Source organism: Pontibacter sp. YIM B11418 (assembly GCF_059278805.1).
The window spans coordinates 825,708-850,886 of sequence record NZ_JCAEMH010000001.1 but is presented as its reverse complement, the minus strand read 5'-3'; the positions used below and the strand labels follow the sequence as shown (position 1 = coordinate 850,886).

Genomic DNA, 25,179 nt, shown 5'->3' with positions numbered 1-25,179 from the left:
TTAAAGAAGTCCCTTTACCGGGACTTTTTTAGTATATTACCGTATCACACCGAGATAGTCTTCACCCTACAAAACACGCAGATGGGAATTTTTGACTTTTTCAGCAAAGAGCAGAAGAAAGAATCGCTCGATAAGGGCCTTGAGAAAACCAAAACCAGCTTTTTCGGGCAATTGAGCAAAGCAGTCGTTGGCAAATCTACGGTAGACGTGGAGGTGCTCGACGAACTGGAGGAAATTCTGGTGCATGCGGATGTGGGGGTAGAGACGACGGTAAAAATCATCGACCGCATTGAGAAGCGTGTGGCCCGCGACAAGTACGTGAGCACCAGCGAACTCGATAGAATTTTGCGGGAAGAGATTGCCGCCCTGCTTGAGGAGAACCGTGCCGGCGACGGCGCCAACTTCGACCTGCCAGTAGGTATAAAGCCCTACGTGATCATGGTCGTAGGTGTAAATGGTGTGGGGAAAACCACCACCATCGGCAAACTGGCATCGCAATTCCATAAGGCTGGCAAAAAAGTCGTGCTCGGCGCTGCCGATACCTTCCGTGCCGCTGCAGTGGATCAGCTGATCATCTGGGGCGAGCGTGTGGGCGTGCCGGTGGTATCGCATGGCATGAACACCGACCCGGCCTCTGTGGCCTATGATGCCGTAAAAAAAGGCGTGGACATTGGCGCCGATGTGGTGATCATCGACACGGCCGGCCGACTGCACAACAAAGTGGGTCTGATGAACGAGCTTTCGAAGATCAAGCGCGTGATGCAGAAGATAACAGAAGACACGCCACACGAGGTGCTGCTGGTGCTCGACGGCAGTACAGGCCAGAATGCCCTGCTTCAGGCGCGTGAGTTCACCAAGGCCACTGACGTGACGGCGCTGGCCATCACCAAACTCGACGGCACGGCCAAAGGCGGTGTTGTGATCGGTATCTCCGACGAATTCAAGATTCCGGTGAAATACATCGGGGTAGGCGAGAAGATTGAAGATCTGCAGTTGTTCGACAAGAACCAGTTCGTAGAGTCGTTCTTCTCCCGCAAATAAATTTTTGCTGTTGCCTGTATGGGAAAATTGCTGCTGATAGGGCTCTCGCTGTTACTGACCGTTTGTAACGGCACTCAAGGCACCTCAGGCCAAGAGGGCGAAGCGCAAAACACGCAGCAGGAGCTGAAAACGCAAACCGGGCAGCAGATGCAGATTAAACAAGGTATACGGGGGCAGATTCTCTGGGAAGCCGGCAACCAAATGCCTTCTCCGGACGCCCCGCCCAGCCAACCAGGCGGCGTAGAGCGCACCGTGTACATCTACGAGCTGACCAACAGTTCGCAAACCACATCTCAGGACGGTGTTTTTCACACCAACATTCAAACTAAACTCATTACGCAGGTGAAGACAGACGCCAACGGCAACTTTGCAGTTCGTCTGGAGCCTGGCAGGTATAGCCTCTTCACAAAAGAAGAACAAGGCCTGTACGCTAACCTTTTTGACGGCGAAATGAACATTTTTCCGGTAGAGGTAAAGGAGGGCGAAGTAACGACGGTGGAGTTTCTGGTTAACTACAACGCATTTTATTAGCTTGTTCCGCCGTCATTGACCGTTTAACAGTACATTTGCTACAAGATCATCCTTTAGCCTATTGTTGGGCAAAAACTAAACAATTGGCAGCACTACCTCTTATAAAGCTATAAACAACTTCACTTACAAAGATCCACTCTTAACCGAAGGTGCCCTTATGGCTGGAAGCGAAAACAGGATGATGGAATTGGTGTACGAAGCTGCCTCCAATACATTAAGCGTAAAGTGGTCAGATGACCTGAGTGTAGAGTCCGAACAATTCTATGAAAGCATCGTCACGCTGTTTGTCGCGATTCGGGAGAAGCAGGTTGCCAACCTGATCGTGGCCTCTGGCAAGCCCTCGGGTGGTGTGCTCACCGAAGACATCATCCACCATATCGTCCGTAATATTCCCGGAACACCCCTGAAGCGCGTCGCCCTACTGGAGTCTCCGGATTATCTTTGGGACTCAAACCTGTACCAGGTAATCAAATTGCTTATAACCAGCTACAATCTGCCAATAGCCTTGGAGGTGATGAAAAGCGAGTCTGCCGCCAGAAAATGGTTTTATCAGCCGCTTTGAGCCGAAATTTGAGCGCTGGGAAAAGCCAGGAACCTGTCAAATGTGTTGCTGAACAGGTATAGCACGGAAAGAACAACCTGCTATACCGGAAGCTGTTCTGTTATTACCCAAACATGTTGTACTTTTGCAGTTCATTTGCCCAATCGAACTAATGCGCAGCCGCAATGGTTTTGAGTAATTGGGAATTACCGTGCTAATACATAGATAAGTGAAAGTAAGAAGTTTAAAGAAAGACAAGGTAAACGTCATCACACTGGGTTGCTCTAAAAACCTCGTGGATTCGGAAGTGCTGATGGGGCAGCTGCGTGCCAACGAGATTGACGTGGCGCACGAGTCTGCAAACGACGATTCGAATATTATCATCGTGAACACCTGCGGCTTTATCGACAATGCCAAACAGGAGTCTATCGACACCATTCTGCGCTACGCCGATGCCAAGGAAGCAGGCCAGATTGATAAGCTATACGTAACCGGCTGTTTGTCGCAGCGCTACAAAGACTCGCTGGAAGCAGAGATTCCGCAGGTAGACGCCTACTTCGGAACGCTCGAAATGCCGCAGCTCCTCAAAAAGCTGGAGGCAGACTACAAGCACGAGCTGATTGGTGAACGATTGATTACTACACCTTCGCACTTCGCCTATTTTAAGATAGCCGAAGGCTGTAACCGTCCTTGTTCTTTCTGTGCTATACCTTTGATGCGTGGCAAACACGTGGACCGTCCGATTGAGGACCTGGTGAAGGAGGCGAAACGATTGGCCAGCATGGGTACCAAAGAACTTATTCTGATTGCCCAGGACCTGACTTACTACGGATTGCAGCACTATGGTGAGCGAAAGCTGGCCGACCTGCTGCGCAATCTGTCGGATGTGGAAGGTATAGACTGGATCAGAATGCAGTACGCTTATCCGTCGCAGTTCCCGATGGAGGTGTTTGACGTGATGAAAGAGCGCGAGAATATCTGCAAGTACCTAGATATGCCTTTGCAGCACATCTCCGACAATATGCTTAAGACCATGCGGCGTGGCATCAGCAAGCGCCGCACCATCGAGCTCGTAGACCAGATCCGTCAGCGCGTGCCAGACATCGCGCTGCGTACGACACTGATCGCCGGTCACCCGGGCGAAACCGACCAGGATTTTCAGGAACTTTACGACTGGGTGGAAGAAACCCGCTTTGAGCGTCTGGGTATTTTTACTTACTCGCACGAAGAAAACACCCATTCCCATACCTTAGAAGACAATGTGCCGGACGAAGTGAAGCAGGAGCGTGCCGATGCCATTATGGAATTGCAACAAGGTATATCGGTAGAGCTGAACGAAGAGAAAATAGGCAAGACCTACAAAGTGCTTTTCGACCGTAAAGAGAGCGGTTACTTCGTGGGCCGTACCCAATACGACTCGCCGGAGGTAGACAACGAAGTGCTCGTACCAGCCGACAACCAGTATGTGCGCATTGGCGACTTTGCCAACGTGAAAATCACCGACTCCTCGGACTTTGACCTGTATGGCGAAGTCATAATTTAATTTTGCTCAGATCTAAGCGTTTAACTCACGTATAGACAATAATTAAAAGAGGAATTCCTTGGATGCTTCGGCAAACGAGGAATTCCCTTTTTGATTTTAGGGCATAATTGCGTATTATGGTTCTTCGAACCCCTATACATTCAAAAAGCAGGCTTTTATCAGCTAGTCTGTCTCTCCCAAATGCGACACATTAAATTACTCACTACCGACTCGTTCACCCTCGAGTATAACGCTGTGGAAGATTACATTGCCGCCACCTGGCATGGCACCTTTACCAGCGAGGTAATTAAACAGGGCTACGAACAGATCCTGTTTTTCCTGCAGAAAGAGCGCTGCCATAAGCTGCTCGACAACCACTACGACGTGCAGGGCCTCTGGGTAGAACTGACTGATTGGCTGGCTTATGATTGGCACCCTCGGGCAGAGCAGGCAGGCCTGCAATACCACGCCGCCGTTTATTCACGCGATTACTTCAGCCGGCTCTCCACTGACAGAGCCATGAGCATGGTGCGGGATGGCATTGCCAAGGGCTTCGAAACGGCTGAAAATGCTGAAAACTGGCTCAATTCGCTCTAGCTTATTTGAGCACGTATTTGCTCAGCACCTTGTAGGCGTCGTTCACGTTGTCACCTTTGCGGAATTCCTGTTTAATAGTGGGCGTGGCCTCTCCTGTCAGCCAGATCTTTAGCTCGGCTTCAAAGTCCATCATACCGGCGCTTTCTTTTGAGAACATTTTGATGCTGGCGTAGGGTACGCTCTGATACTCGATCTTCGAACCTGTTAGACCTTGTTTGTTCACCACGATCAGCCGCTTGTTCGTGAACACAAGCATGTCGCGGATGAGTTTGAACGCCTTTTCGATCTGTTCGTCCTCGAGCAGGATCGGCTGGAATTCTTTGGTGAGTTTCTCGACAGGCACCGCCGAAGCATGGCCCATCAATCCGTTTAGTAATCCCATATGGTTGACTGGAAAAAAGAGTGTTTGACAAAAAGCCGATTCAGGTATAGTCTGAGGGCATAAACGCTGATTTTGGCAAATAGGTATACGTACCTACTCTCTATTCTGTCCGCCTATACCTGTTTTCTGTCGTAACAGCTGTATATCAGGAATAAAAAAACGAACTTTGTGGCGCAACCCGGGCAAAGGCACCTTGTTATACCGTGCAGGTATAGCCTTGCAATGCCAGACCAAAAGACAAAGCAGATGGAAGTAACTGATATGAAAATAACGAAGGTAGACTATGCCACTACAGGCGCCTTCTCCCAAACAATAGCCGATTACCTTGCCCAAAGCGAAAAGCTGCAGGGGTTCTATAACCGCTTCCCGACGCTGGAGGCGTTTGGTAAACAGATCGAGGAAAAGCAATTCACCGAAGCCCAGCGCCATACCTTGTACCAGGCGCTGCAGGAGCAGTATAGTTCAGTGGCTGACATCCATCCCGCAGTGCAGCAAAACCTGGCGCTGCTGCAGCAGCCCAGCACCTATACCGTTACTACAGGCCACCAGCTCAATATCTTCACAGGTCCGCTTTACTTTGTGTACAAGATTGTAACGGCCATCAACACCTGTCGCCAGCTGAAGGAGAAGTACCCGGATTACAACTTTGTGCCGGTTTACTGGATGGCCACTGAAGACCACGACTTCCCGGAAATCAACCATTTCAATCTGTTCGGCAAACGCTATACCTGGGAGTCGAATCAAACCGGTGCCGTAGGCCGCTTCGCTACAACTGGCCTGGAAAAAGTGCTGGAGGAACTGCCCGAAGCTTTCCCGGTTTTTGAAGAAGCCTACCGTAACAGCAACACCCTGGCCGACGCGACCCGCGCCATTACCCATGCCCTGTTCGGGGAGTATGGTCTGGTGAGCATCGACGGAGACGACAAAGAACTGAAGAAGGCGCTGCTACCAGTAGTGGAAAAAGAACTGACCGGGCAGCTGTCGAATAAGTTAGTAGAGGAAACGAACGCACAACTGGAGCAACTCGGGTATAAGCCGCAGGTGTTCTCCCGCGAGATCAATCTGTTTTACCTGCAGGATGGTATGCGCGAACGTATTGTGCAGGAAGGCGACAGGTATAAAGTGCTTAACACCGACCTTAGCTTTACGCAGCAGGAAATACTGCAGGAGGCGCAGCAGCACCCGGAGCGTTTTAGTCCGAACGTGATTTTGCGCCCGCTCTACGAAGAGATGGTACTGCCGAACCTGGCCTACATTGGCGGTGGCGCCGAAGTGGCGTACTGGTTCCAACTCGGCAAGGTGTTCGAGGCCCATCAGGTAACTTTCCCGATCATCATGCTGCGCAATTCGGCCCTGTACATCAGCAAACCCAACGCTACCCGCATGCACAAACTGGGTCTGCAGCCACTCGATCTTTTCCAGGATTACCAGGAACTCAAAAAGAAACTCTCTTCGCAGCTACACGAAGCGGAAATAAACCTGGAGGCGCAGCGCGATGCTTTAGCGCAGATTTTTAAACAGGTAGAAGAACTGGCCGCAGGTATAGACCCGACTTTGGTGAAAGCCGTAGCGGCCGAACAGCAGAAGGCCATCAACTCCCTGCAGATGCTCGAAAAGAAGCTTTCAAAAGCCCGCGACAGCAAACACGAGCAGACCTTCAAGCAACTCGAGAACCTGAAAGATAAACTCTTCCCGAACGGCAGCCTGCAGGAACGTCAGGATAATTTACTCTCGTACCAGACCAACCACCCAAACTTTATACCTGCGCTGGTAGAGGCCTTTGACCCGCTGGAGTTTAAATTCACGATACTGGAGGAAGAATAATGCACAAAGCCGAGCTGCGAAAGACCATGCTGCAACGCCGCCGGGCACTTTCAGTCGACGAGGTGGCCGTGCGCAGTCAGCGCATTGCCGATTTGTTTTTCCAGCACTTTGCGCTAAAAGCGGGGCAGACGGTGCACGTGTTTTTGCCCATCATCAAAAATAACGAAGTAAATACCTGGGCCATTATTGAGCGGCTGCGGCTGGAGCACCCCGATGTGCGGGTGGTGGTGCCCGTGACTGATGCTGCACAAAACGTGCTCACCCATCATCACCTCACCGAAGCATCCGTGCTGGTGGAAAACGCCTGGGGTATACCGGAGCCGCAAGACGCGCAGATCATACATGCCAACGAGGTGGACCTGGTGCTGCTTCCTTTGCTGGCTTTTGATAAGCAGGGCCACCGGGTAGGGTACGGCAAGGGCTTTTACGACCGCTTTCTGGCCGACTGCCGGCCAGATGTAGTGAAGGTGGGGCTGTCGCTGGAGCCGCCTGTGGAGCGCATCACAGACCCCAACGTGTACGACGTGCCACTCGATTATGCTATTACGCCCGAAGGCGTCTGGCCGGAGGCTATACCTTAATCATCTTCTTCCTGCGCCTCCTCTTTGCCCTCTTTTATGGTCTTGGCTGCTTCTTCAGCCGTGTCCTCATCGGGTTGCGGCTCTTTCTGCTCATATTTGTTCTCAGGCTCAAAACTTAGAGTAGCCATCATCGGAAAGTGATCGGAGTTGATGTCCGGCAGGCGTTCCAGTTTCACCAGCTTGAAGTGGTCCGAGTGAAAGACATGATCCAGGGGCCATCGCAGCAACTTATACCTGGCGTGGAAGGTGTTGTAAAAACCACGGCCTATGCGCGGGTCCAGCAGGCCGCTCACTTCCTGAAACAAGAGGGTGGTCTTCGACCAGGCCACATCGTTGAAATCTCCCGCCACAATCACGGGGTAGTTAGAGCGCTTCACTTCTTTGCCGACCAGTACAATCTCCGCATCACGCTTTTTGGAGTCATCATCTTCTGTGGGTACGGGCGGTTTGGGATGAACAGCATGCAGTTCCACCCATACGCCGTTTCGCAGTTGCACATAAGTTTTAATAGAAGGAATTTCCTTGTCGAGCAAATGCCGGACGCGTGTCTGGCGAAGGGGCAGTTTGCTGTACAGGTGCATGCCGTAGGTGTTCGACAGGGGGGTGGTGACACGCTCCGGGAAAGCGTCGGTGGCGGGGCGCAGGGCTTCCTGCCAAATGCTATCCGTCTCGAGCGTGAGCAGCAGATCGGGGTTGCGTTCCTTTATCAGGTTAACAAGCAACTGGTGCTCCACATTATGCTGGTACACATTGGAGACCAGGATACTCAATTGTCCATTCGCGGGGGCATCGGCAGGCGCCTGTTTCACTTCTACAGGGGAGAGGAAGGTATAGGGATAAATATTCACCGCCTCATAGGCAAGAGAGACGACCAGCCCCATCAGTAAGGTTTTGTCTAAGCCGAAGCGCCACAGACGCATACCCAGGAAAAAAAGCAGTGTCAGGGCGGCCATAACAAATAGCTGGGCTCTTGGAAAATCAAAGATGCGGATATACCAGTCCTTAAAAGGCAGTAGCGGCACAAAGGTCGCTAGGATGAGTATGGTAGCCACAGTTCTCAGCGCAATGACTGCAGCGTTTTTCATGGTCTTTCGGGGTGCGTTTGGCAGGGTCTGGGGTGGGAGGATGATTTTCCTATATAGTTGGTTTGCAGTATTACGCAAGCTCCACGCAGATGTTAGGGGGCTTAGCCAGATGGCACCGGAATGGCAACAAAAAGCCCCGCTGCAGGTCTGCAACGGGGCTTTGAGTAAGGGACGCCGATAGCGTTTATTTCTTCTTGCCATTCACTGCCTGGCGGAGCTGGGCGACAGGGCCGAATTCAGCCTGCTCAATTGTTTTGCCGCCGAGGTAAATTTTGCGCAGCTGCACTTCAACAGGTGCCATGGTGCGGGTCATGTCTGAGGTTACCACTTTGCTGTAAAATTCACGGGCCTCCAAAACTGCGCCGCGCTCAAACTGGTGTCTTGACTCGTTCTTGTTAACGGGCAGGCCAGGGATCACCTGGTAAGTTGTGCACACTACTTCATACTTCGCCTTGAATGGGGTTACCAAAGGCTTCACCACTTTCTGTAATAATTTCTTCATTTTGCTTCCTGTTGATTTGCTTTCAATGCTTTAAGACAATGCAAAATAAGACTTAATTCCAGAAATAAAACAATTTTTGTAGCAGAGTCCGAAAAAAAATCAGACGAGTGGAATTGTAAGTGTCTGTTTTATACTTTGTTAAGATGAAACATGGCTGTAAGGAGCTAAGATTAAGCAGCTTGGTATAAAATGAAGGTATAGACTAAACCTGCTATACCTGTTCAACCATATAATCAGTACCCTAAGTTGAGATTTGCAACTTGCTGATATACTATTTGTTAGCTTGTTCTACTCTATCTGGAGTTACCTGAGCCTTCTGTAGCAGGCGCTCTATATCCGGTGTTATTTTCTCGGGTTTGGTAATCGGAGCATAGCGTTTTACCGGCTTTCCATTGGCATCGATCAGGAATTTAGTGAAGTTCCATTTCACCCGGCTGCCCAGCAGACCACCCAGTTCCGACTTCAGATACTGAAATACCGGATGGGCATTGGGGCCATTTACGTCCACTTTCTCCATCATCGGGAAACTAACGCCATAATTGATCAAGCAGCCCTGCTCTATTTCTTCTTTGCCGCCCGGCTCCTGGTTGCCAAACTGGTTACAAGGGAAGCCAAGTATCACCAATCCATCGTCCTTGTATTTTTTATAGAGGTTTTCCAGGCCTTCGTACTGAGGCGTGAAACCGCAGTGGCTGGCCGTGTTCACTACCAGCACGACTTTTCCCTTTAAGTGATCCATGTCCACTTCCTTGCCCTGCAATGATGTGGCCGAGAGATTATAAAATGGACTATTATTATTTTGATTGTTCATCGTTCGTTTGGGTATGTTTTCTACTTCAGGTATACTATACCTCAACCGAAAACGAGAGAAAAAGTTTTACTCGACTGGTCGGAGGCCGCGCGTCATTTCACGCTTGCCCGGAGGGCCTGGCAGGGCCTCTACTTCGTAGCCGGCTGCTTTGAGGCTGCGCTTAAACGAGCCCTTCGCACAGTAGGTAACCAGTACACCACCAGGGCGAGTGGCCTGAAACAGCTTGGCAAACATCTCGTCAGACCACAGCTCGGGCTGCTTTTCGGGAGCGAAGGCGTCGAAGTAGATCAGGTCGTAGTAAGCGCGTGGCGGCACGAACTCTTCGAGTGTTTCGTGGATCTTTTGTAAAGTAAAGTAGGGGATCACATCGACCGGCTCGTTCCAGGGGGCTTTGTGCAAGTCCAGAAACGCATCGTGCAGTTCCGGATTCAGGATTACTTTATCAAACTGAAGTTGCTCTACTACGTCCATGGTCAGCGGAAACTTCTCCAGGGTATCGTATTGGATGAAGGCTTTTTGAGCCAACGCAAAAGGGTAGGTGAGGATGGCGTTGAGGCCGGTGCCAAATCCTACCTCCAGTATTTTGATGTCCTTGCGCAGATTAAGCACATACTCCAGGCCGTGCTTAATGAAGACATGCTGCGACTCCTGCAAAGCGCCATGCACCGAGTGGTAGTGCTCGTTCAGTTCGGGCACATACAGGGTGTTGGAGCCGTCTTTGGTCTGCCTGATTTCGAGATGCATGATTATTTGTTTACTTTACAAATGTAAGCAATGGTTGGAGAATAATGAGGAATGAATAATGATTAATGAATAGTGAGGAATAAGGAATGAATAATTAGGAATGACTATGGAGGGATGATGAACGTGCTATACTGTTCCGCGGCTTGATTTCCTAACTCACTACTTTTCTAACTCTAACTCTACTTATACGCAGTTAATTAGGACATTCTTTTTCAAGAGCGTTTTAGTTACCGTAGGGACAGGTCGCGACCTGCCCAATCATACACAACCAACTATTCAACAATTTAACCATTTAACAATTCACCCCATGCCCCGCATCAAAGTAGCTATACCTACGCACGTTTCTTTTGAGACCACTATACCTGTTCGCATCACCGACCTGAACTACGGCGCCCATCTCGGCAATGATGCCCTGCTCTCCATCCTGCACGAAGCCCGCCTGCAGTTGCTGAAACACTTCGGCTATAACGAGCTCGACCTGGGCGGGGCCAGCCTGATTATGGCCGATGTGGCGATCGAGTACAAGGGCGAAGGCTTCTATGGCGATGTGCTGACGCTGCGGCTGGCATTCGACGATGTGCACAAGTATGGCTTCGATATTACCTACCATGTGCTCAACCAAAACGGCAGGGAAGTAGCCCGTGCTAAAACAGGTATGCTGTGCTTTAACTACCAGGAACGAAAATTAATGGCCCTACCCGACGAAGTAAAAGCCCGGATTGAAACTAAAGCCTAAGTATTTTTGTAATTTTGTGGTATGAATTTGATTGCAGATATACCCGTTTTAACTAAAAAAGACATCCGTAAGCTGTCACTTGACGACTTAAAGGCCTGGCTCGTGGAGCAGGGCGAGAAAGCGTTTCGTGCCAAACAGGTCTATGAGTGGATCTGGAAGCACTCGGCGCAGTCGTTTGAGGAGATGAACAACGTGAGCCTGGCCCTGCGCGAAAAGCTGGACCAGCACTTTGCCATTAACGCGGTGCAGGTGGCTACCAAGCAGATCAGCAACGACGGCACTATCAAATCTGCTTTCAAACTATACGATAGCAACATCGTGGAAGGTGTGCTTATACCTCACGAAGAACGTAAAACGGCCTGTGTGAGTAGCCAGGTAGGTTGCTCGCTTACCTGCAAGTTCTGCGCTACCGGCTACATGGACCGCGTGCGTAACCTCGATGCCGCCGAGATTTATGACCAGGTAGTGCGCATCAACCAGCAAAGTCTGGAGCAGTATGGTCAGCCGCTTTCCAACATCGTGTACATGGGTATGGGTGAGCCGATGCTAAACTATGCCAACGTAATGAAGAGCATCGAGCGCATTACGGCACACGACGGCTTAGGTATGGCCGCACGCCGCATTACAGTAAGCACAGCAGGTATAGCCAAAATGATCAAAAAGATGGCTGACGATGGTGTGAAAGCCAACCTGGCCCTGTCGCTGCACGCCGCCAACGACGAGAAGCGCAACCAGATCATGCCGATCAATGAAACAAACTCACTAGAGGCACTGACGGATGCCCTGAAGCACTTCCATGAGGTGACGGGCCGCAAAGTGACTTATGAGTACATCGTATTCCAGAACTTCAACGACACCCTGCAGGATGCTGAAGAACTGTACCGTTTCTCTAAAGTGATCCCCTGCAAGATCAACCTGATCGAGTATAACCCGATCGAGAACGCCGACTTTAAAAATACTGACGAAGAGCGCTGGCAGAATTTCATTTACTACCTCGCCGATCGTGGCGTGCAGGTGAACGTGCGCCGCAGCCGCGGCAAAGACATCGACGCCGCCTGCGGACAGCTTGCCGTAAAGGAGAAACAGCCCGCTTAAGGTATACCTGTCACAAATACAAAAGGCCCCTGCTATACCTGTAGCAGGGGCCTTTTGCTATACCTAAGTTTACGATTAACTGGCTTTGTTGAACCTGCCTTCCGGCCTTGGTCTGCCACTGGAGATGTCGTGCGGGTTATCAGTGATTTCCTGCTCCCTGAACAGCACCGCATGGGCCTTCGGACGGATCTCCTGGCCAAACTCTGCAGCGTACTGCTGGGTAAACTCCGCCCCGAACAGTACAATGAGCGACGAGTAATAGATCCACACCAGAATCACGATGATGGAGCCTGCCGCTCCGTAAGCCGAACCCGGATCGCTGGTACTGATAAACCAGCTGATCAGAAATTTACCGATCGTGAACAGCAAAGCAGTGATCAAAGCGCCTACCCACACATCTTTCCATTTGATAAAGGCATCAGGCAGGTACTTGAAAATAAGTGAGAACAGAGCCGTGATGATGGCAACTGACAGGATGAAATCCATGGCCTTGATGAGAAAGTAGAGCACATCAGGCGATATAAAAGTCAGGTAGTTGTCGAAGATGGCCCGGAGGTAATCGCTCAGGATCGAGATGACAGCACTCAGCAGAAGCGACACCAGCATCAGTAGGGCGATGCTCAGCACGATGCCAAAAGAGAACATGCGCACTTTCAACATCTTCACGATCCCGTTTGTTGGCTTTGGCTTCACGTTCCATACCCGGTTCAGCGACTCCTGCAGGGTGGCAAAAAAAGTAGTGGAGGCAAAAATCAACGTACCTATACCTATCCAGAACGCTATACCACCTCCTTCGCTCAAAGCCGCATTCTGCACAATACTTTCGATGGATTCGGCTGCGCTTGGGCCGATAGCGGTGGAGATCTGTGTTGAAAGCTCACCGGAAACAGCTTGCTCGCCAAAAAAGAAACCGGCTGCCTGTATGATGATGACCAACAACGGAGGTATAGAGAAAATAGCGTTGAAGGCCAGCGCCGCCGCGAGCATCAGGGAGCCATTGTCCAGAAACCCGTTGAAGGTGTTCTTTGTGAGAGGGAATATAATGCTGGTTATGGATTTGGTCATATCGCTTGTCAGTATCAGGATAGCTTTTTGATACGGCAGCGATAAATGTTAGGTTGGCAACTAGAGCTTATCAATGGCGGCATCTTGCGCGGGTATAAATCCGTACACGGGAGCGAACGTAAAGTATAGCCCGATGTTGCTACGAAACCTCCTCCAACCACTGTTGCTGTTCCTGCTGCTGTCCGGCTGCGCCCAAAGCCCCGACGATAAAACCAAAAGTATAGCCCGGGAGGTGATGGAAAACATGGGCGGGGAGAAAGGCTGGAACGACACCCGCTACCTTGCCTGGACCTTCAACAACCAGTACCAGGTATGGGACAAACACCAGAACCGCTTCCGTTGGGAGCAGGACAGCCTCGTGGCCATTATCAACACCGACACCAAGGACGGCAAAGTATACGTAGAGGGCCAGGAGCTGCAGGACCCGGAGGAGAAACAGAAGCTGCTGGAGCGCGCCTATGCCCTCTGGATAAACAACTCCTATTGGCTCGTGATGCCCTTTAAGCTGCGGGACGAGGGCGTAACGCTCCGGCATGTGGGCGAGGAGCAAACCATGGATGGCGCCTCGGCCGATGTGCTGGAGATGACCTTTGCAAAGGTGGGCCTCACGCCGCAGAACAAGTATAGACTATGGGTGGATAAGGAGCAGGGACTGGTAACGCAGTGGGCCTTCTTCCGAAGCGCAGAGGATGCCGAGCCCTCCTTTACCCGGCGCTGGAGTGATTACGAAGACTACGGAAGTATAAAACTGGCCTCCGACCGCAGCAACTCTCAAGGTGAATTCAAGCTGACCGACATAGCCGCTCCAGCCGAGGTGCCGGATAGCGTGTTCAACAGCCCCACGCCAATCGAGAAACTTTAGTTGCTGGGATACAAGACACTGAATCATTTTATGCCGGCCCGGTATAGAAGAGAAGAAACGGGAAGGGCTGCCATACCTGGCAGCCCTTCCCGTTTTTAAAAAGTCTTATGTCTTAAGTCCTGCGGTCCGGAACTACAGCTTATCGATGGTGGCCGTGAGGGTGCCGCGGGCATTCACAACGGCCTGTATACCTGTTGGGCTCAGGTAGATGTTCTCGAGCGCCAATTCGCTGACGGCACCACGCAGCAGCACAGCTTCATGCAGGCGACCTGACTGGTTCAGCGTCTTCTGCAGCATATTTCGTACATCGGTCAGCTGGCTCTGCACCGGTATGTTCACCTGACTTTGGATCATCTCTTTGAACTTGTTTTTGGCGAGCCAGTTGGCTGTATTCAACAGCATGTCTTTGGTGTCGAAGTCGTAGTCTACGTCGCGGAGTTTGATGGAGGCGGTTTGCGGATCGTAGTAGGGCGTACCGCGTAGGTATAGCTTGCCCACCAGCTTTTTAGTGAAAAGACCTGCTTTGGTTTTTCCGTCTACGTCCAGCATCAGGATCAACTGCTCGCCACTTGGGGTGATGGCGGCATCGTTCACTGTGAGCTGACTTTTACCGTCGTCGAAGGTATAGGTTTGGTTGGCTACCTGTTGCTGCATCAGGCTGCTGGCGTGGGTATAGGGCACGGTCGCGGTCAGACCGATCTGGATATCGTCGCTCAGGCGGCTGTCGATGATCAGGCGTGGCAGGTTCTTGTTTACCTGTGTCTGTGGCTTGCCGTCGGTGCTCACCCGTATAAATGAGCTGATGCCAAGGCGGGTGTGCAGACTGCCATTCTCAGCGTATAAGGGCGCCATACGCACTTCCTGCGGACTCACAGTCAGCCAGGCATTCAGGTTGTTGTCCAGCTTCACGGGCTGCTGCATTTGCACCCAGGTATCGGCTACGTACTGGCGCAGGTTCAGGCGGCTCTGTATCTCTTTGTCCAGCTGGCGGGCGATCGTGTTCATCTGCTGCTTCATAGCAGGCTCTATAAAGCGCGACAGTCCGATCTTGAGCGGACCCAGATGAATGAAAGGCTTGGTGTTGCCCCACTCAAAATTGCTGCTTGTGATGGTGTTTACTTTGTAATCGTCAGTCAGGCCAAAGCGGCTTTCGGTTTGCACGACCATATCAAAAGAAGTAGCCTCGGTTTTGCTGAACGAAGGGCAAGCCTTGCAGGGATTCCAGTTCCAGCGTCCTTTGGCGTATACCTGCAGCGGCACACTGAAGTAGAGTTTATCCTTCTCGGCCCGGATGGTCATGCGGCCCTTTTTGAGCACGGTCACCGTCAGGTCGTCATCGTTCAGGTTATCATCTTTGTAAAGCGTGCCCTGTATTTCCTGGTTAAGCTTGTCTTCGATGGCAGACAGCGGAATGGAAACAGGTATGCTGATAGAAGAGAGCTTCGGTTGGTACACGGGCGCATTTGCCACCGTAGCTGGTGGGGCAATAGCATCAAGGCGGGCAGTACTGGAGCAAGCCTGAAAAGTGAGCAGGCCGCCTAATACGAATAAAATAAAAACCAGCTGTAGGGTAGTGAGTCGGAACACGCGGTATAGCTTTCTAGATAATGGCGCAATTTACGGTTTTTGCGCCTGCGCTATACCTATGCAAGGTATAGCAAATCAGGATTCCTGACCAGCAGGTTGCAGGAGCCGGGTCAGCATAGCGCGGATGCCTTCTTCGGTGTCAACAATACCACACTCCTGAATTGTTCCTTTCAGGTAGGAAGCAAAAAAGGGCGTACCAGATAGTTTGACTTCCTGGCTGGACACAGGGTTTTCGCTGGCACTCATGCGCGTGAAGGTGATGCTGTCGTATTGAGGCTCCGTGGAAAGCTTCCGAAAAGAAGGAGAAAGCTGTTTGCATACCGGGCAAGCCGGGTCCGTGAACTTTACGATCACTCTTTCTTTTTCAAATATCAGCTGGCGCAGCTTGTCGTCATTTATATCAGTTACAGTCATGATCTCGTGTTTTGTAGTCGCATACCTGCTGAGGTCCTGCGATAGTACTTCTGTAACTTGTAGACGTTTTGTGCAAAATATAGGTTAACTGCTGAATAAGAAAACAGCCGGCAACAAGATGCTGGCGGCTGTTTGTGCAAGTGTAGCTAATCTTTAATCTTTATTAAAATACAAATCCAAGGCGGAGGCCTCCATTGGCAAACGAAAAGCAAAGGATATAATCGTTTCAACTCCTTTTTATATTTGTAATAATATATAGTGAGAAGCAAATGTTATGCCTGATTATTACAGAAGGGGGCTGGGGATGAAAATATAGTTTGTTGAGCAAAAAAAGCGGGTGATACTTTCGCACCACCCGCGGTTATTCTTTGAAACGCTATACCTACGCCAGCGTCTGCTCTTCCTTCATTTTCTTCAGGTTCAGGAGCATATCCTCCGTCATCGCGTCCAGGTCGTAAGCCGGTTTCCAGCCCCAGTCCTGTTGGGCAGTGCTGTCGTCGATGCTCTGCGGCCACGAGTCGGCTATTTGCTGACGGTAGTCGGGCTTGTAGGTAATCTTGAAGTCAGGTATAAACTTGCGGATAGATTCGGTGATTTCCTTTGGCGAGAAGCTCATCGCGCTTAGGTTGTAAGAGTCACGGATCTTCACCTGCTCAGCCGGAGCATGCATCAGGTCCAGTGTTGACTTAAGCGCATCGGGCATGTACATCATTGGCAGGTACGTGTTTTCGCTCAGGAAACACTCGTATGTTTCGCCTTCCAAGGCTTTATGATAGATATCCACGGCGTAATCGGTGGTGCCGCCGCCTGGCAGGGCCTTGTAACCGATCAGCCCAGGATAGCGGAGGCTGCGCACATCAAGGCCATACTTCTGGAAGTAATATTCGCACCAACGCTCACCAGCTTGTTTACTGATGCCATACACTGTGTTGGGGTCCATGATAGTATGCTGCGGTGTGTTCTGGCGCGGCGTGTTCGGGCCGAATACGGCGATAGAACTTGGCCAGTATACCTTCTGCACCTTATGCTCCAGCGACAGGTCCAGCACATTGAAAAGGCCTTCCATGTTCAGCTTCCAGGCGAACTTCGGATTCTTCTCGCCGGTGGCCGACAGCACTGCTGCCAGGTGATAGATCTGCTTGAATTTATATTTGGAGGCCAGTTCGGCCAGTACGTTTGTGTCCAGCACATCCACTTTCTCAAATGGGCCTGAGTCGCGGAGGTCAGCCTGCTTGGGAGCCGCAATATCGGCTGCCACTACATTAGACCCGCCATACATGTTGCGGAGCTCCAGGGTGAGTTCAGAGCCAAGTTGTCCGCAGGCACCAATCACCAATACCGTGTCACTTGTGTTTGCCATAGTCAGATAAATTATTTGCACAAAGTAACCGATTTCAGGGCAATCCTGAAAGTATAAGCGCAAGAATCCCAGGGGCTCTGAAATAGAAAACGCCTGCCAAAGGCAAGCGCTTCAAGCTCACTAATTAAATCTTAACCTATTATTTTCACCACAGACCAAAGGTATGGCGGCTGATCGGGTCCTGAAATAGCTGCAAGCAGATTTAATGATTAAGTAACGCAATGTTAAAATAGAAATAATGCCATCCTGTTTCAGGAGAGCGATTTTCTTATATTTGTTGAGCAAAAGGCCGGTTTAGGTAGTATAAAAGGCCGATTGAGCGAATATAAAACACGATTCAGGCCTGTTTCCGTACCTTTGCAGGTATAGCACACGGTCAGCGCACTATGACGTTTGAAGAGTACCTCATAAAGAAGCGGATAAACAGGAATGCCTTTGCGGCAGAAGACCCGGCCCGGTACCAGGCCTGGGAGAGCATGTATGCGCAAATGCACCCCAATAGCTTTTATGTGGCCGTGAAAATGGTGCTCAACAACGTGCGCCTGCGCTACCACCTGCGCGAAGAAGATGTGCCGAGACTAGCCACTACAGCCGCTCCACGACCAGCCGCCCGACGCGCTGCAGCTCCTGCCAGCAGAACGGAAGCAGTACCTCCAGTGGCCATACCTGAAGCGCCGGTTTCTATACTTGTAGCAAGTGATGTTCCACAGGAAACAACTGAGGAAAAGCCGGTTATACCTGCCGCAGCGCCTAAACCAAGGCCTGTAGTACGGCGACCAGCTGCTTTGAAACCACCAGTGGAAGGGGAGGAAACCGCAGCAGCAGCTAAACCGACTGAAGCAGCCGATAAGTCTGCAGTGCCACGCGCCAGACCAGTAATTAAACGCCCGGACGCCCTTGCAAAACCAGAAGATCAGCCAGCCAGCGAAGAGCAAGATGCCAAAGCTATACCTGATCAGGCTGCTACTACAGAAACTTCAGATGAACCTGCTAAACCCGCTCGTCCGAGACCCGTGATCAAACGGCCTGCTGCGTTGCAGAAGCCGCCTCAAGGAGAAGTGATGCCTACTCCGGAAAAGCCCGCCACAGGTATAACACCAGCAAGCGAGAAAGCCGCAGAAGCTCCAAAGCCACCGCGCCCAAGGCCGGTGATCAAAAGACCAGCTGCTCTGCAGAAACCTACGGAGGAAAAGCAGGCGACTCCAGGTATAGAAGACCAGCCAGCTGTGACGGAAGCAGCGCCAACAGGTATAGACAGCCCAACGCAGCCCGCTGCCGAAGACGCACCAAAACCGCCAAGACCACGTTCTGTGATCAAGCGACCGGCTGCTTTGGCCAAACCAGCAGCTTCGGAAGCGAAACCAGAAGAGGCAAAACCTGCATCGGAGGACGTTGCTATACCTGAAGCTACTACAAACGTATCCCCGGAAGAAGAATCATCAGTGAAAGTATCTGCTACAGAAGCAGCACCATTGGCACCAACTTCAGGAGCGGAGCAGGGTGGAGAAATGCCAACTGAAAATTCACCGGAAGCCGAGCCAAATGCTGTACCGCTAGCTAAGCCGCCTCGTCCGCGTCCGATCATCAAGCGACCGGCACTACCCGCAGCAGCTGCACCAGAGGCAAAGCCGAAAGCTGAAGAGCAGCAGGAGGGGAGTTTGCCAGTAGCAGACAAACCCGAGGAGGCATCAACCGAAGAACCACCTATAACTGAGAACCAGGCGGAAAAATCGAAACCACCACGGCCCCGTCCCATCATGCGTCGGCCTCCGCCCAAAACAGAAGAATAACAAAAGGCAGGTGCTATACCTGACCAATCAACATAAAACAAGTAACCGCTAAACGAAGATAACCCATGTACGAAACCTTAAAACCAGATTTGGAAAAACAGCTTGCCGAGATCAAGGAAGCTGGTTTGTATAAGCAGGAGCGTATTATCACTACGCCGCAGGGAGCCGATATCGATACCACGCAGATGCAGCACGTGCTCAACTTCTGTGCTAACAACTACCTGGGCCTGTCGGCTCACCCGAAAGTGATCGAGGCAGCCAAGCACGCCATCGACACGCACGGGTATGGCATGAGCTCCGTGCGCTTTATCTGCGGCACCCAGGACATCCACAAAGAACTGGAGCGCAAGCTGTCGGAGTTTCTGGGCACGGAAGACACGATCCTGTACGCAGCAGCTTTCGATGCGAACGGTGGTGTGTTCGAGCCACTTTTCGATGCGGAGTCAGCCATCATTTCGGATGCTTTGAATCACGCTTCCATCATCGACGGCATCCGTCTGTGTAAGGCGCAACGCTTCCGTTATGAGCACAACAACATGGAAGACCTGGAGGCCAAGCTGCAGGAAGCCGTAAATGCCGGGACCAAGCACCGCGTCATCGTAACCGACGGCGCCTTCTCCATGGACGGCACGGTGGCGCAGCTCGACAAGATCGTAGAGTTGGCCGACAAGTATAAGGCCCTGATCCTGGTGGACGATTCGCACGCGACTGGCTTTATGGGCAAGACCGGCCGTGGCGTGCACGAGTACCACAACGTGATGGACAAAGTAGACATCATCACGGGCACGCTGGGCAAAGCCCTGGGCGGCGCCATGGGCGGTTTCACGTCTGGCAAAAAAGAGATCATCGACATGCTGCGCCAGCGTTCGCGTCCATACCTGTTCTCCAACTCACTAGCGCCGTCTATCGTGGGCGCCTCCATTGCCGTACTCGACATGCTGCGCTCTACTACCGAGCTGCGCGATAAGCTGGAATGGAACACAAAGTATTTCCGTGAGCAGATCACAGCCGCTGGTTTCGACATCAAGCCCGGCGATCACCCGATCGTGCCGGTGATGCTCTACGATGCCCCGTTGGCGCAGGAGTTTGCCACCCGCATGCTCGACAAAGGCATTTATGTGATCGGCTTCTACTACCCAGTGGTTCCAAAAGGACAGGCCCGTATCCGGGTGCAACTCTCTGCCGTGCACGACCGCGTACACATCGACAAGTGTATCACCGCCTTCATAGAAGTAGGTCGCGAGCTGGGTGTGATCAAGTAGAATTGCAAAACTATCGAGGTATAGAAACAGCCGCTTCCATTGGGGGAGCGGCTGTTTTTTTTATTACCTTGTCAGGCACGGTTTTCATCTATACCCGCTATACCTATGAACAACGTCAAAATAAAGGCTGGACAGTTGCTGCTCGGCACGGTGCTGGCCTGGCTGGTGATTTCGTTTCTGGCCTACGCCACAGCCGACATGCGGGGAGAGGTTAATCTGACGGGTACGCTGCTTCAAATCACCTTTTACTTCTCAATCCTACTTTCAGCGGAGGCTTATCTTAGTATTATGCTCAACCCACAGTGGGTGCGGGTGAACCTGGGGATAATACTTCTGCTTTGTGCCCCGGCACTAGCCTACCTGGCGTGGTTTGTCAGTCAGATTATTTTTGGGTAGTTACCTGATGAAATACCGATTTATTATTAGTGTACTTTTATCTTTTTTAGTAGTCGCGACAGCTTGCGGTCAATCCCAAAAAGAGCATTTGATAGAAGAGATATTGAAAGAAGTTTCAACTATTAATGCCGATACTAATATTACCGAAGTTGTACTGGATGCAGAAGCTTTTTTGGAGAATCAACCGGATGGAGGAGGTGAATTAAAAGGTCTGTACGGAGGAGGCTCTATCAGAAAAATTAGTTTGTGGGTAGGGCTTTCAAACGGCTTCGAAACCAAAGATTACTATTTCCAGGATGATGGGCTGATTTTCGTACATGAACAGTTCAACAACTTTGTGTATGACACAGAGAAAGGTTCATTTAACCTGGACAAAACTGAGAAGACCTTTGATGGCCGCTATTACTTCGTCAACGGAAAACTGCTGCACTACGAAACAACTGGTCACAATCGCTTTGAAGATGATTCAATAGACCCAGAAAATACGCTACTTACTGAAGCGAAGGAATATTCAAGGCTTTTAAGCGGTAAACTCTAAGAATCTTTTCATCCATAAGCTAATCCTATGCTCTTCTGCTTTATCCAAAACGATCCTTTCTTTGGCTCTATTGTGCTACTGGTGGTGGCCCACTACCTACTGGTGGTGTTTTCGCTGTTGCACCTGATCTTCAAAACAGATTATACCCTGACGGAGCGCCTGCTCTGGATGGTGGTGCTGTGGGTGGTGCCCGTTTTTGGGTTGCTGGCCTATTGGGTATTCTGGAAAAGAAGGGCTTAAGGTATAAACGCAAAAAAGCCTCCGCTAAGCGGAGGCCCTTTCCATAGTTAGTTCTAAGTATTATCGTAAATGCGCTGAGGCTAGTCTTCTTTAGAAGCGTCTTTGCCTTGTTCGTCAAGAGTGATTGTACCAGACTGACCTTCTTTGTTGGTCAGGTTGATCTCGTAAACAACTTTCGCGTCGGCAGCACCTTCAGCTGGCTTCACTTTGTAGATGTCGCCTACCGTCCACTCTTTATAAGTTTCGTGATCCAATACCGCCTTTACAGGGGCTGGAAGCTGATCTTTGGTAACTTTCTCTTTATTGTCGTTCTGAGTTTGCGTCTGGGCTTGCTCAGCAGCCTGGGTAGCTTGTGCGTTTGCATCGATTGATGTAAATCCAAGAAGGGCGATGGCGGCTGCTAAAAAAGTTACTTTTTTCATATTGTGTTAGTTTAGTTCTGATTAACATTTGATTTCGGATAGCCCTATTGGCATAACCGTGCCACAAGTTTGTTTTAGAATCAAACCAATGATTATCAGGCTGTTAGTTGTAAATGGTGTTTTGTCCAGATTGTGGAAGCGCGTAGGAAGGTGGGGAACAACTTCTACACATTGTGGTCTGAGCCCTCAATGAAGTGTTGCCTAAAAGCAGGTATAGTTACCAGGAAACCTTTGCTTCGGCAAATAAAAAAAGCCAGCCCCGAGAGGCTGGCTTCGCTATTAGCTTATGGCTTATACCTTATGCCGCGCTCACCGGCTTTTCGGCAGGGGCCGGAGCAGCGACCGGTCTCTGGTCTGTATCGAACAGGAACTGGTTGAGCTTCACGCGCAGGTCAGCAGAGGAGAGGTTGCGGTATACCTCGGCATTGCGCACGAGCGCGATCTGGCCTGTCTCTTCAGATACCACCAGCACCACACTGTCCGTCACCTCACTCAGGCCGATGGCGGCGCGGTGGCGCAGTCCCATCGAAGCAGGTATGTCGTTGTTCTCAGTTACGGGCAAAATGCAGCGGGCCGCTTTGATGCGATTGCCCGAAATGATCACGGCGCCGTCGTGCAGCGGACTCGTCTTGTTGAAGATCGACATCAGCAACCGCTTCGAGATCACGGCATCGATGAGGTCACCGGACTCAGCGTAATATTTCAGTTCAGAGCTCTTGGCAAAAACGATCAACGCACCTGTGTTTTTAGCGGCCAGCGATTTAGCGGCTTCAATAAAAGGAGTGAGGCTGAGTTTCTCGACTTGATCGCGGCGCCATGGGAAACCACGGAACAGGCGGTCGTTGTTGAAGGCAGTGGTCTTGCCGATCAGCAAAAGGAAGCGCCGGATCTCAGGCTGGAAAACGATGATGGCCGCCAGCACGCCTACACCCATAAATTGGCCGAGGATAATGCTGAGCAACTCCATGCCAGCCGCTCTTACTACTAGGTATAGCAGGTATACGGAGAGCAGCCCCAGGAAAATTTTGAGGGCTACGCTACCGGTCAGGAGCTTGTAGAGTTGGTAGAGCAATACCGTGACGAGCAGGATGTCAAGCACATCCAGCAACTCAATCTCCAAAAAACCCAGTGTAAATAAAGGAATCAATGCGCTACTTTCGTGTATAGTTGGATAGTCTGTTTAGTTTCTTTTACGTCGTGCGCCCGCAAAATGTCGGCGCCCTTTGTTAACGCGATGGTGTTAAGGGCTATTGTGCCAGCCAGTGCTTCAGATTGGTCGATGCCCAGGTACTTGTAGGTCATGGACTTGCGGGATACTCCCACTAGTAACGGTAGCTCGAGTATGCGAAGTTCCTCAAGGCGACGCATTAGCTCAAAGTTCTGGTCCACGGTTTTGGCAAAACCGAACCCCGGGTCCAGTATGATGTCGTTCACACCCAGGTTCTTCAGCTGCGCCACTTTAGCCTGCAACTCCTCAATCACCTCCAGCACCAGGTCGTTGTAGTCCGTCAGGCTGTTCATGGTCTGCGGTGTGCCGCGCATGTGCATCAGGATGTACGGTACCTGCAGTCGCGCCACGGTTTCGAACATGGCCTCGTCGAGGTTGCCGCCCGCAATGTCGTTGATGATGGAAGCGCCCGCCTCTATACTGGCCTCAGCTACTTTGGCACGGAAGGTATCCACGGAGATAATGGCCTCCGGAAAGCGCTGCATGATGGCCTTCACGGCAGGTATAACACGATCCAATTCCTCGGCCTCCGAGACTTCCACAGCTCCCGGTCGGGACGAATAACCCCCGAGGTCGAGGATGTCGGCGCCGTCGCGCAGCATGGCTTCGGTGCGGTGCAACACATCGTCGAGAGAGCTCAGGCGACTGCCTGCATAAAAGGAGTCAGGCGTAACGTTGAGGATGCCCATGACTAGCGGCGTGTCCAGCGAAAGGATTTTTCCGCGGCAGTTAAGTGTGCTTTTCCTTCGAAAAAACTTATCTTTCGATTCCAATGTTGGCGTATCTGTCAATCGTTTAAAATTAAAGCTAAAAAGTTGATTAGTCAAACACTCCAGGAATATAATCAGGTAGTAAACCGCTGCAAAGATACCTTCGTCAAGAAGACCAAAGATTACGGCACCGCCTGGCGCGTGCTCCGATTGCCGTCCATCACCGATCAGATTTTTATCAAGGCACAGCGCATCCGCTCTATTCAGGAGAAGGGCAAGCAAATGGTGGAAGACGACATCCGCGACGAGTTTGTGGGCATCATCAACTACTGCGTGATCGCGCTGATGCAGCTTGGTTTGCAGGAGAGCGACGAACTGACGCTTTCGGCAGAGGAGGTGGAGCGCATGTATACCGCCCAGATCGAGGAGAACATCAAACTGCTCAACGCCAAGAATCACGACTACGGCGAGGCCTGGCGCGACATGCGCGTGAGCTCCATCACCGACATCATCCTGATGAAGCTCTACCGCACCAAGCAGATAGAAGACAACGAAGGCCATACTCTGATCTCGGAAGGCGTAGAAGCCAATTATCGTGACATGATCAACTACGCGGTGTTCGCGCTGATCAAGTCGGGCTTTGCGGAGACGGTGAAGTAAGGTATAAGCAAGACGCAATTATGTCATCTCGACGATAGGAGAGATCTGGAGGCTTGTAAACCGAAACAGTTTCAGATTTCTCACTAATCCCTTGCCCTCTATTAGAAATGACAGTTTAGGTTAAAATTTAAGATCAACAGATGAAAAGCGATAAACTTGCCTACGGTTCACTTAAATACGGTCTATTGTTCTTTGGTCTTTTATTTATAGCAATACCTGCCCTAAATGTTATAGATCCTGAACTGGCAACATTCAATGGCGAGCACAAAGCGATGGATTGGTTTACTTTCTTAATTTTCATTCTGGTTGGTTTACTAGCGATACTTATGTTTCTGCTATTTCAGGACAAGTTTGCGATGGTTGAATTAGGTAACCAGAAGATAAAAGTGAACAGAGGCAGTGAAGAGATAGAAGTAAGCTGGTTAGAGGTAGAGTCAATAGATTTACTACAGTTTATTTTTCCACCTTTATATAAACTAAAAATCAAGGGGCGCGAAGATTATATTCTTTTTGCAACTAACCGCAGCGGACTAAGTGTAGGAGGTTTCACTAAAGATTTAAGTGAGATGGGTGGCTTAGTAAATAAGAAAAAAAGAGAGCTTGGCATTTAGTTACAACTTTAAAACACAAACATAATTCCCACCCTCTCCTGT

Annotated in this window: 29 protein-coding genes; 17 read left to right on the top strand and 12 right to left on the bottom strand. The window is 50.7% G+C overall.

Annotated features, from left to right (window positions below; all coding sequences use genetic code 11):
- The first annotated feature begins 81 nt into the window (after positions 1-81).
- The 5 genes from ftsY to AC4QZR_RS03900 all read left to right on the top strand — a co-directional run bounded on the left by ftsY (position 82) and on the right by AC4QZR_RS03900 (position 4,232).
- Positions 82-1,041 carry a signal recognition particle-docking protein FtsY gene (ftsY, locus tag AC4QZR_RS03920; RefSeq protein WP_494479713.1) on the top strand — a complete coding sequence of 320 codons (960 nt, stop codon included), beginning with the start codon at positions 82-84 and terminating at the stop codon, positions 1,039-1,041.
- Between the two features lie 18 nt (positions 1,042-1,059).
- Entirely contained in the window at positions 1,060-1,572 is a 513-nt protein-coding gene (locus AC4QZR_RS03915) for a carboxypeptidase regulatory-like domain-containing protein (protein ID WP_494479712.1), read from the top strand.
- Positions 1,573-1,729: 157 nt separating this feature from the next.
- Entirely contained in the window at positions 1,730-2,134 is a 405-nt protein-coding gene (locus AC4QZR_RS03910) for a hypothetical protein (RefSeq protein WP_494479711.1), read from the top strand.
- Positions 2,135-2,342: 208 nt separating this feature from the next.
- On the top strand, positions 2,343-3,656 hold the full coding sequence (gene rimO, locus AC4QZR_RS03905; protein WP_494479710.1) for a 30S ribosomal protein S12 methylthiotransferase RimO: 1,314 nt from the start codon (positions 2,343-2,345) through the stop codon (positions 3,654-3,656).
- Between the two features lie 180 nt (positions 3,657-3,836).
- Positions 3,837-4,232, top strand: a complete 396-nt coding sequence (locus tag AC4QZR_RS03900; RefSeq protein ID WP_494479709.1) for a hypothetical protein — start codon at positions 3,837-3,839, stop codon at positions 4,230-4,232.
- A 1-nt stretch (position 4,233) separates the two neighbouring features.
- Here the strand turns inward: AC4QZR_RS03900 and AC4QZR_RS03895 are convergent, their stop codons facing one another.
- A complete protein-coding gene (locus tag AC4QZR_RS03895) occupies positions 4,234-4,614 on the bottom strand; it encodes a PH domain-containing protein (protein ID WP_256488421.1) in 381 nt (126 codons plus the stop codon).
- Positions 4,615-4,860: 246 nt separating this feature from the next.
- On the opposite strand from AC4QZR_RS03895, the gene bshC reads away from it, so the two are divergent.
- Entirely contained in the window at positions 4,861-6,438 is a 1,578-nt protein-coding gene (bshC, locus tag AC4QZR_RS03890) for a bacillithiol biosynthesis cysteine-adding enzyme BshC (RefSeq protein WP_494479708.1), read from the top strand.
- Positions 6,438-7,019, top strand: a complete 582-nt coding sequence (locus AC4QZR_RS03885) for a 5-formyltetrahydrofolate cyclo-ligase (RefSeq protein ID WP_494479707.1) — start codon at positions 6,438-6,440, stop codon at positions 7,017-7,019. Before bshC ends, AC4QZR_RS03885 begins: the two co-directional genes overlap by 1 nt.
- Here the strand turns inward: AC4QZR_RS03885 and AC4QZR_RS03880 are convergent.
- From AC4QZR_RS03880 to mnmC2, 4 genes are all read right to left on the bottom strand, one after another.
- Positions 7,016-8,104, bottom strand: coding sequence for an endonuclease/exonuclease/phosphatase family protein (locus AC4QZR_RS03880; RefSeq protein WP_494479706.1), 1,089 nt, complete (start codon positions 8,102-8,104; stop codon positions 7,016-7,018). The genes AC4QZR_RS03885 and AC4QZR_RS03880 overlap by 4 nt on opposite strands.
- Positions 8,105-8,288: 184 nt before the next feature.
- The gene (locus AC4QZR_RS03875; protein WP_253401125.1) at positions 8,289-8,606 is read right to left on the bottom strand and encodes a hypothetical protein; all 318 of its coding nucleotides are present in this window, start codon (positions 8,604-8,606) and stop codon (positions 8,289-8,291) included.
- 271 nt (positions 8,607-8,877) lie between these two features.
- On the bottom strand, positions 8,878-9,417 hold the full coding sequence (locus tag AC4QZR_RS03870; protein WP_494479705.1) for a glutathione peroxidase: 540 nt from the start codon (positions 9,415-9,417) through the stop codon (positions 8,878-8,880).
- Between the two features lie 66 nt (positions 9,418-9,483).
- Complete coding sequence (gene mnmC2 / locus AC4QZR_RS03865; RefSeq protein WP_494479704.1) at positions 9,484-10,161, bottom strand: tRNA (5-methylaminomethyl-2-thiouridine)(34)-methyltransferase MnmC2; 678 nt, start codon at positions 10,159-10,161, stop codon at positions 9,484-9,486.
- Positions 10,162-10,468: 307 nt separating this feature from the next.
- Here mnmC2 and AC4QZR_RS03860 point away from each other — a divergent pair, with 307 nt between their 5' ends.
- Both AC4QZR_RS03860 and rlmN read left to right on the top strand, forming a co-directional pair.
- Positions 10,469-10,897 (top strand): acyl-CoA thioesterase, encoded by a 429-nt coding sequence (locus tag AC4QZR_RS03860; RefSeq protein ID WP_494479703.1) that lies wholly within the window; start codon positions 10,469-10,471, stop codon positions 10,895-10,897.
- Positions 10,898-10,918: 21 nt separating this feature from the next.
- On the top strand, positions 10,919-11,992 hold the full coding sequence (gene rlmN, locus AC4QZR_RS03855) for a dual-specificity RNA methyltransferase RlmN (protein WP_494479702.1): 1,074 nt from the start codon (positions 10,919-10,921) through the stop codon (positions 11,990-11,992).
- Positions 11,993-12,067: 75 nt separating this feature from the next.
- On the opposite strand, the gene AC4QZR_RS03850 is transcribed toward rlmN, so the two are convergent.
- Positions 12,068-13,057 carry a YihY/virulence factor BrkB family protein gene (locus AC4QZR_RS03850; RefSeq protein ID WP_494479701.1) on the bottom strand — a complete coding sequence of 330 codons (990 nt, stop codon included), beginning with the start codon at positions 13,055-13,057 and terminating at the stop codon, positions 12,068-12,070.
- Positions 13,058-13,130: 73 nt separating this feature from the next.
- Here AC4QZR_RS03850 and AC4QZR_RS03845 point away from each other — a divergent pair, with 73 nt between their 5' ends.
- A complete protein-coding gene (locus tag AC4QZR_RS03845; protein ID WP_494479700.1) occupies positions 13,131-13,919 on the top strand; it encodes a hypothetical protein in 789 nt (262 codons plus the stop codon).
- A gap of 132 nt (positions 13,920-14,051) precedes the next feature.
- Here AC4QZR_RS03845 and AC4QZR_RS03840 read toward each other — a convergent pair whose 3' ends face one another.
- The 3 genes from AC4QZR_RS03840 to AC4QZR_RS03830 form a co-directional block, all read right to left on the bottom strand.
- Positions 14,052-15,506: a DUF4403 family protein gene (locus AC4QZR_RS03840; RefSeq protein WP_494479699.1), complete on the bottom strand. Its 1,455-nt coding sequence runs from the start codon at positions 15,504-15,506 to the stop codon at positions 14,052-14,054.
- A gap of 75 nt (positions 15,507-15,581) precedes the next feature.
- Positions 15,582-15,920, bottom strand: a complete 339-nt coding sequence (locus AC4QZR_RS03835) for a thioredoxin family protein (protein WP_494479698.1) — start codon at positions 15,918-15,920, stop codon at positions 15,582-15,584.
- 382 nt (positions 15,921-16,302) lie between these two features.
- On the bottom strand, positions 16,303-17,280 hold the full coding sequence (locus AC4QZR_RS03830) for an NAD-dependent epimerase/dehydratase family protein (RefSeq protein ID WP_494479697.1): 978 nt from the start codon (positions 17,278-17,280) through the stop codon (positions 16,303-16,305).
- 386 nt (positions 17,281-17,666) lie between these two features.
- On the opposite strand from AC4QZR_RS03830, the gene AC4QZR_RS03825 reads away from it, so the two are divergent.
- From AC4QZR_RS03825 to AC4QZR_RS03805, 5 genes are all read left to right on the top strand, one after another.
- Positions 17,667-19,070: a hypothetical protein gene (locus AC4QZR_RS03825; protein ID WP_494479696.1), complete on the top strand. Its 1,404-nt coding sequence runs from the start codon at positions 17,667-17,669 to the stop codon at positions 19,068-19,070.
- Between the two features lie 65 nt (positions 19,071-19,135).
- Positions 19,136-20,332 (top strand): glycine C-acetyltransferase, encoded by a 1,197-nt coding sequence (gene kbl / locus AC4QZR_RS03820; RefSeq protein WP_494479695.1) that lies wholly within the window; start codon positions 19,136-19,138, stop codon positions 20,330-20,332.
- 105 nt (positions 20,333-20,437) lie between these two features.
- Positions 20,438-20,728 (top strand): hypothetical protein, encoded by a 291-nt coding sequence (locus AC4QZR_RS03815; RefSeq protein WP_494479694.1) that lies wholly within the window; start codon positions 20,438-20,440, stop codon positions 20,726-20,728.
- A 7-nt stretch (positions 20,729-20,735) separates the two neighbouring features.
- A complete protein-coding gene (locus tag AC4QZR_RS03810; RefSeq protein ID WP_494479693.1) occupies positions 20,736-21,266 on the top strand; it encodes a hypothetical protein in 531 nt (176 codons plus the stop codon).
- 27 nt (positions 21,267-21,293) lie between these two features.
- Positions 21,294-21,506 (top strand): PLDc N-terminal domain-containing protein, encoded by a 213-nt coding sequence (locus tag AC4QZR_RS03805; RefSeq protein ID WP_494479692.1) that lies wholly within the window; start codon positions 21,294-21,296, stop codon positions 21,504-21,506.
- 80 nt (positions 21,507-21,586) lie between these two features.
- Here AC4QZR_RS03805 and AC4QZR_RS03800 read toward each other — a convergent pair whose 3' ends face one another.
- The 3 genes from AC4QZR_RS03800 to folP all read right to left on the bottom strand — a co-directional run bounded on the left by AC4QZR_RS03800 (position 21,587) and on the right by folP (position 23,929).
- Complete coding sequence (locus tag AC4QZR_RS03800; RefSeq protein ID WP_253401112.1) at positions 21,587-21,928, bottom strand: hypothetical protein; 342 nt, start codon at positions 21,926-21,928, stop codon at positions 21,587-21,589.
- Between the two features lie 298 nt (positions 21,929-22,226).
- Positions 22,227-23,075 (bottom strand): diadenylate cyclase CdaA, encoded by an 849-nt coding sequence (gene cdaA / locus AC4QZR_RS03795; protein ID WP_253401111.1) that lies wholly within the window; start codon positions 23,073-23,075, stop codon positions 22,227-22,229.
- Positions 23,072-23,929, bottom strand: a complete 858-nt coding sequence (gene folP, locus AC4QZR_RS03790; RefSeq protein ID WP_494479788.1) for a dihydropteroate synthase — start codon at positions 23,927-23,929, stop codon at positions 23,072-23,074. Before folP ends, cdaA begins: the two co-directional genes overlap by 4 nt.
- A 42-nt stretch (positions 23,930-23,971) precedes the next feature.
- Here folP and AC4QZR_RS03785 point away from each other — a divergent pair, with 42 nt between their 5' ends.
- Positions 23,972-24,526, top strand: a complete 555-nt coding sequence (locus AC4QZR_RS03785) for a DUF1599 domain-containing protein (RefSeq protein ID WP_494479691.1) — start codon at positions 23,972-23,974, stop codon at positions 24,524-24,526.
- Between the two features lie 140 nt (positions 24,527-24,666).
- Positions 24,667-25,137, top strand: coding sequence for a hypothetical protein (locus AC4QZR_RS03780; protein WP_494479690.1), 471 nt, complete (start codon positions 24,667-24,669; stop codon positions 25,135-25,137).
- Positions 25,138-25,179: the final 42 nt, after the last annotated feature.

What these genes read in the sequence shown, in the direction of transcription:
- AC4QZR_RS03780 (WP_494479690.1), top strand. Translation starts at nt 24,667, where the DNA reads ATGAAAAGCGATAAACTTGCCTACGGTTCACTTAAATACGGTCTATTG.
- AC4QZR_RS03915 (WP_494479712.1), top strand. Translation starts at nt 1,060, where the DNA reads ATGGGAAAATTGCTGCTGATAGGGCTCTCGCTGTTACTGACCGTTTGT.
- AC4QZR_RS03895 (WP_256488421.1), bottom strand. Translation starts at nt 4,614, where the DNA reads ATGGGATTACTAAACGGATTGATGGGCCATGCTTCGGCGGTGCCTGTC.
- kbl (WP_494479695.1), top strand. Translation starts at nt 19,136, where the DNA reads ATGTACGAAACCTTAAAACCAGATTTGGAAAAACAGCTTGCCGAGATC.
- mnmC2 (WP_494479704.1), bottom strand. Translation starts at nt 10,161, where the DNA reads ATGCATCTCGAAATCAGGCAGACCAAAGACGGCTCCAACACCCTGTAT.
- AC4QZR_RS03845 (WP_494479700.1), top strand. Translation starts at nt 13,131, where the DNA reads ATGGCGGCATCTTGCGCGGGTATAAATCCGTACACGGGAGCGAACGTA.
- AC4QZR_RS03830 (WP_494479697.1), bottom strand. Translation starts at nt 17,280, where the DNA reads ATGGCAAACACAAGTGACACGGTATTGGTGATTGGTGCCTGCGGACAA.
- AC4QZR_RS03835 (WP_494479698.1), bottom strand. Translation starts at nt 15,920, where the DNA reads ATGACTGTAACTGATATAAATGACGACAAGCTGCGCCAGCTGATATTT.
- bshC (WP_494479708.1), top strand. Translation starts at nt 4,861, where the DNA reads ATGGAAGTAACTGATATGAAAATAACGAAGGTAGACTATGCCACTACA.
- AC4QZR_RS03825 (WP_494479696.1), top strand. Translation starts at nt 17,667, where the DNA reads ATGACGTTTGAAGAGTACCTCATAAAGAAGCGGATAAACAGGAATGCC.
- AC4QZR_RS03885 (WP_494479707.1), top strand. Translation starts at nt 6,438, where the DNA reads ATGCACAAAGCCGAGCTGCGAAAGACCATGCTGCAACGCCGCCGGGCA.
- AC4QZR_RS03800 (WP_253401112.1), bottom strand. Translation starts at nt 21,928, where the DNA reads ATGAAAAAAGTAACTTTTTTAGCAGCCGCCATCGCCCTTCTTGGATTT.
- AC4QZR_RS03850 (WP_494479701.1), bottom strand. Translation starts at nt 13,057, where the DNA reads ATGACCAAATCCATAACCAGCATTATATTCCCTCTCACAAAGAACACC.
- AC4QZR_RS03860 (WP_494479703.1), top strand. Translation starts at nt 10,469, where the DNA reads ATGCCCCGCATCAAAGTAGCTATACCTACGCACGTTTCTTTTGAGACC.
- rlmN (WP_494479702.1), top strand. Translation starts at nt 10,919, where the DNA reads ATGAATTTGATTGCAGATATACCCGTTTTAACTAAAAAAGACATCCGT.
- AC4QZR_RS03810 (WP_494479693.1), top strand. Translation starts at nt 20,736, where the DNA reads ATGAAATACCGATTTATTATTAGTGTACTTTTATCTTTTTTAGTAGTC.
- AC4QZR_RS03805 (WP_494479692.1), top strand. Translation starts at nt 21,294, where the DNA reads ATGCTCTTCTGCTTTATCCAAAACGATCCTTTCTTTGGCTCTATTGTG.
- AC4QZR_RS03910 (WP_494479711.1), top strand. Translation starts at nt 1,730, where the DNA reads ATGGCTGGAAGCGAAAACAGGATGATGGAATTGGTGTACGAAGCTGCC.
- AC4QZR_RS03815 (WP_494479694.1), top strand. Translation starts at nt 20,438, where the DNA reads ATGAACAACGTCAAAATAAAGGCTGGACAGTTGCTGCTCGGCACGGTG.
- ftsY (WP_494479713.1), top strand. Translation starts at nt 82, where the DNA reads ATGGGAATTTTTGACTTTTTCAGCAAAGAGCAGAAGAAAGAATCGCTC.
- AC4QZR_RS03880 (WP_494479706.1), bottom strand. Translation starts at nt 8,104, where the DNA reads ATGAAAAACGCTGCAGTCATTGCGCTGAGAACTGTGGCTACCATACTC.
- AC4QZR_RS03900 (WP_494479709.1), top strand. Translation starts at nt 3,837, where the DNA reads ATGCGACACATTAAATTACTCACTACCGACTCGTTCACCCTCGAGTAT.
- AC4QZR_RS03875 (WP_253401125.1), bottom strand. Translation starts at nt 8,606, where the DNA reads ATGAAGAAATTATTACAGAAAGTGGTGAAGCCTTTGGTAACCCCATTC.
- AC4QZR_RS03870 (WP_494479705.1), bottom strand. Translation starts at nt 9,417, where the DNA reads ATGAACAATCAAAATAATAATAGTCCATTTTATAATCTCTCGGCCACA.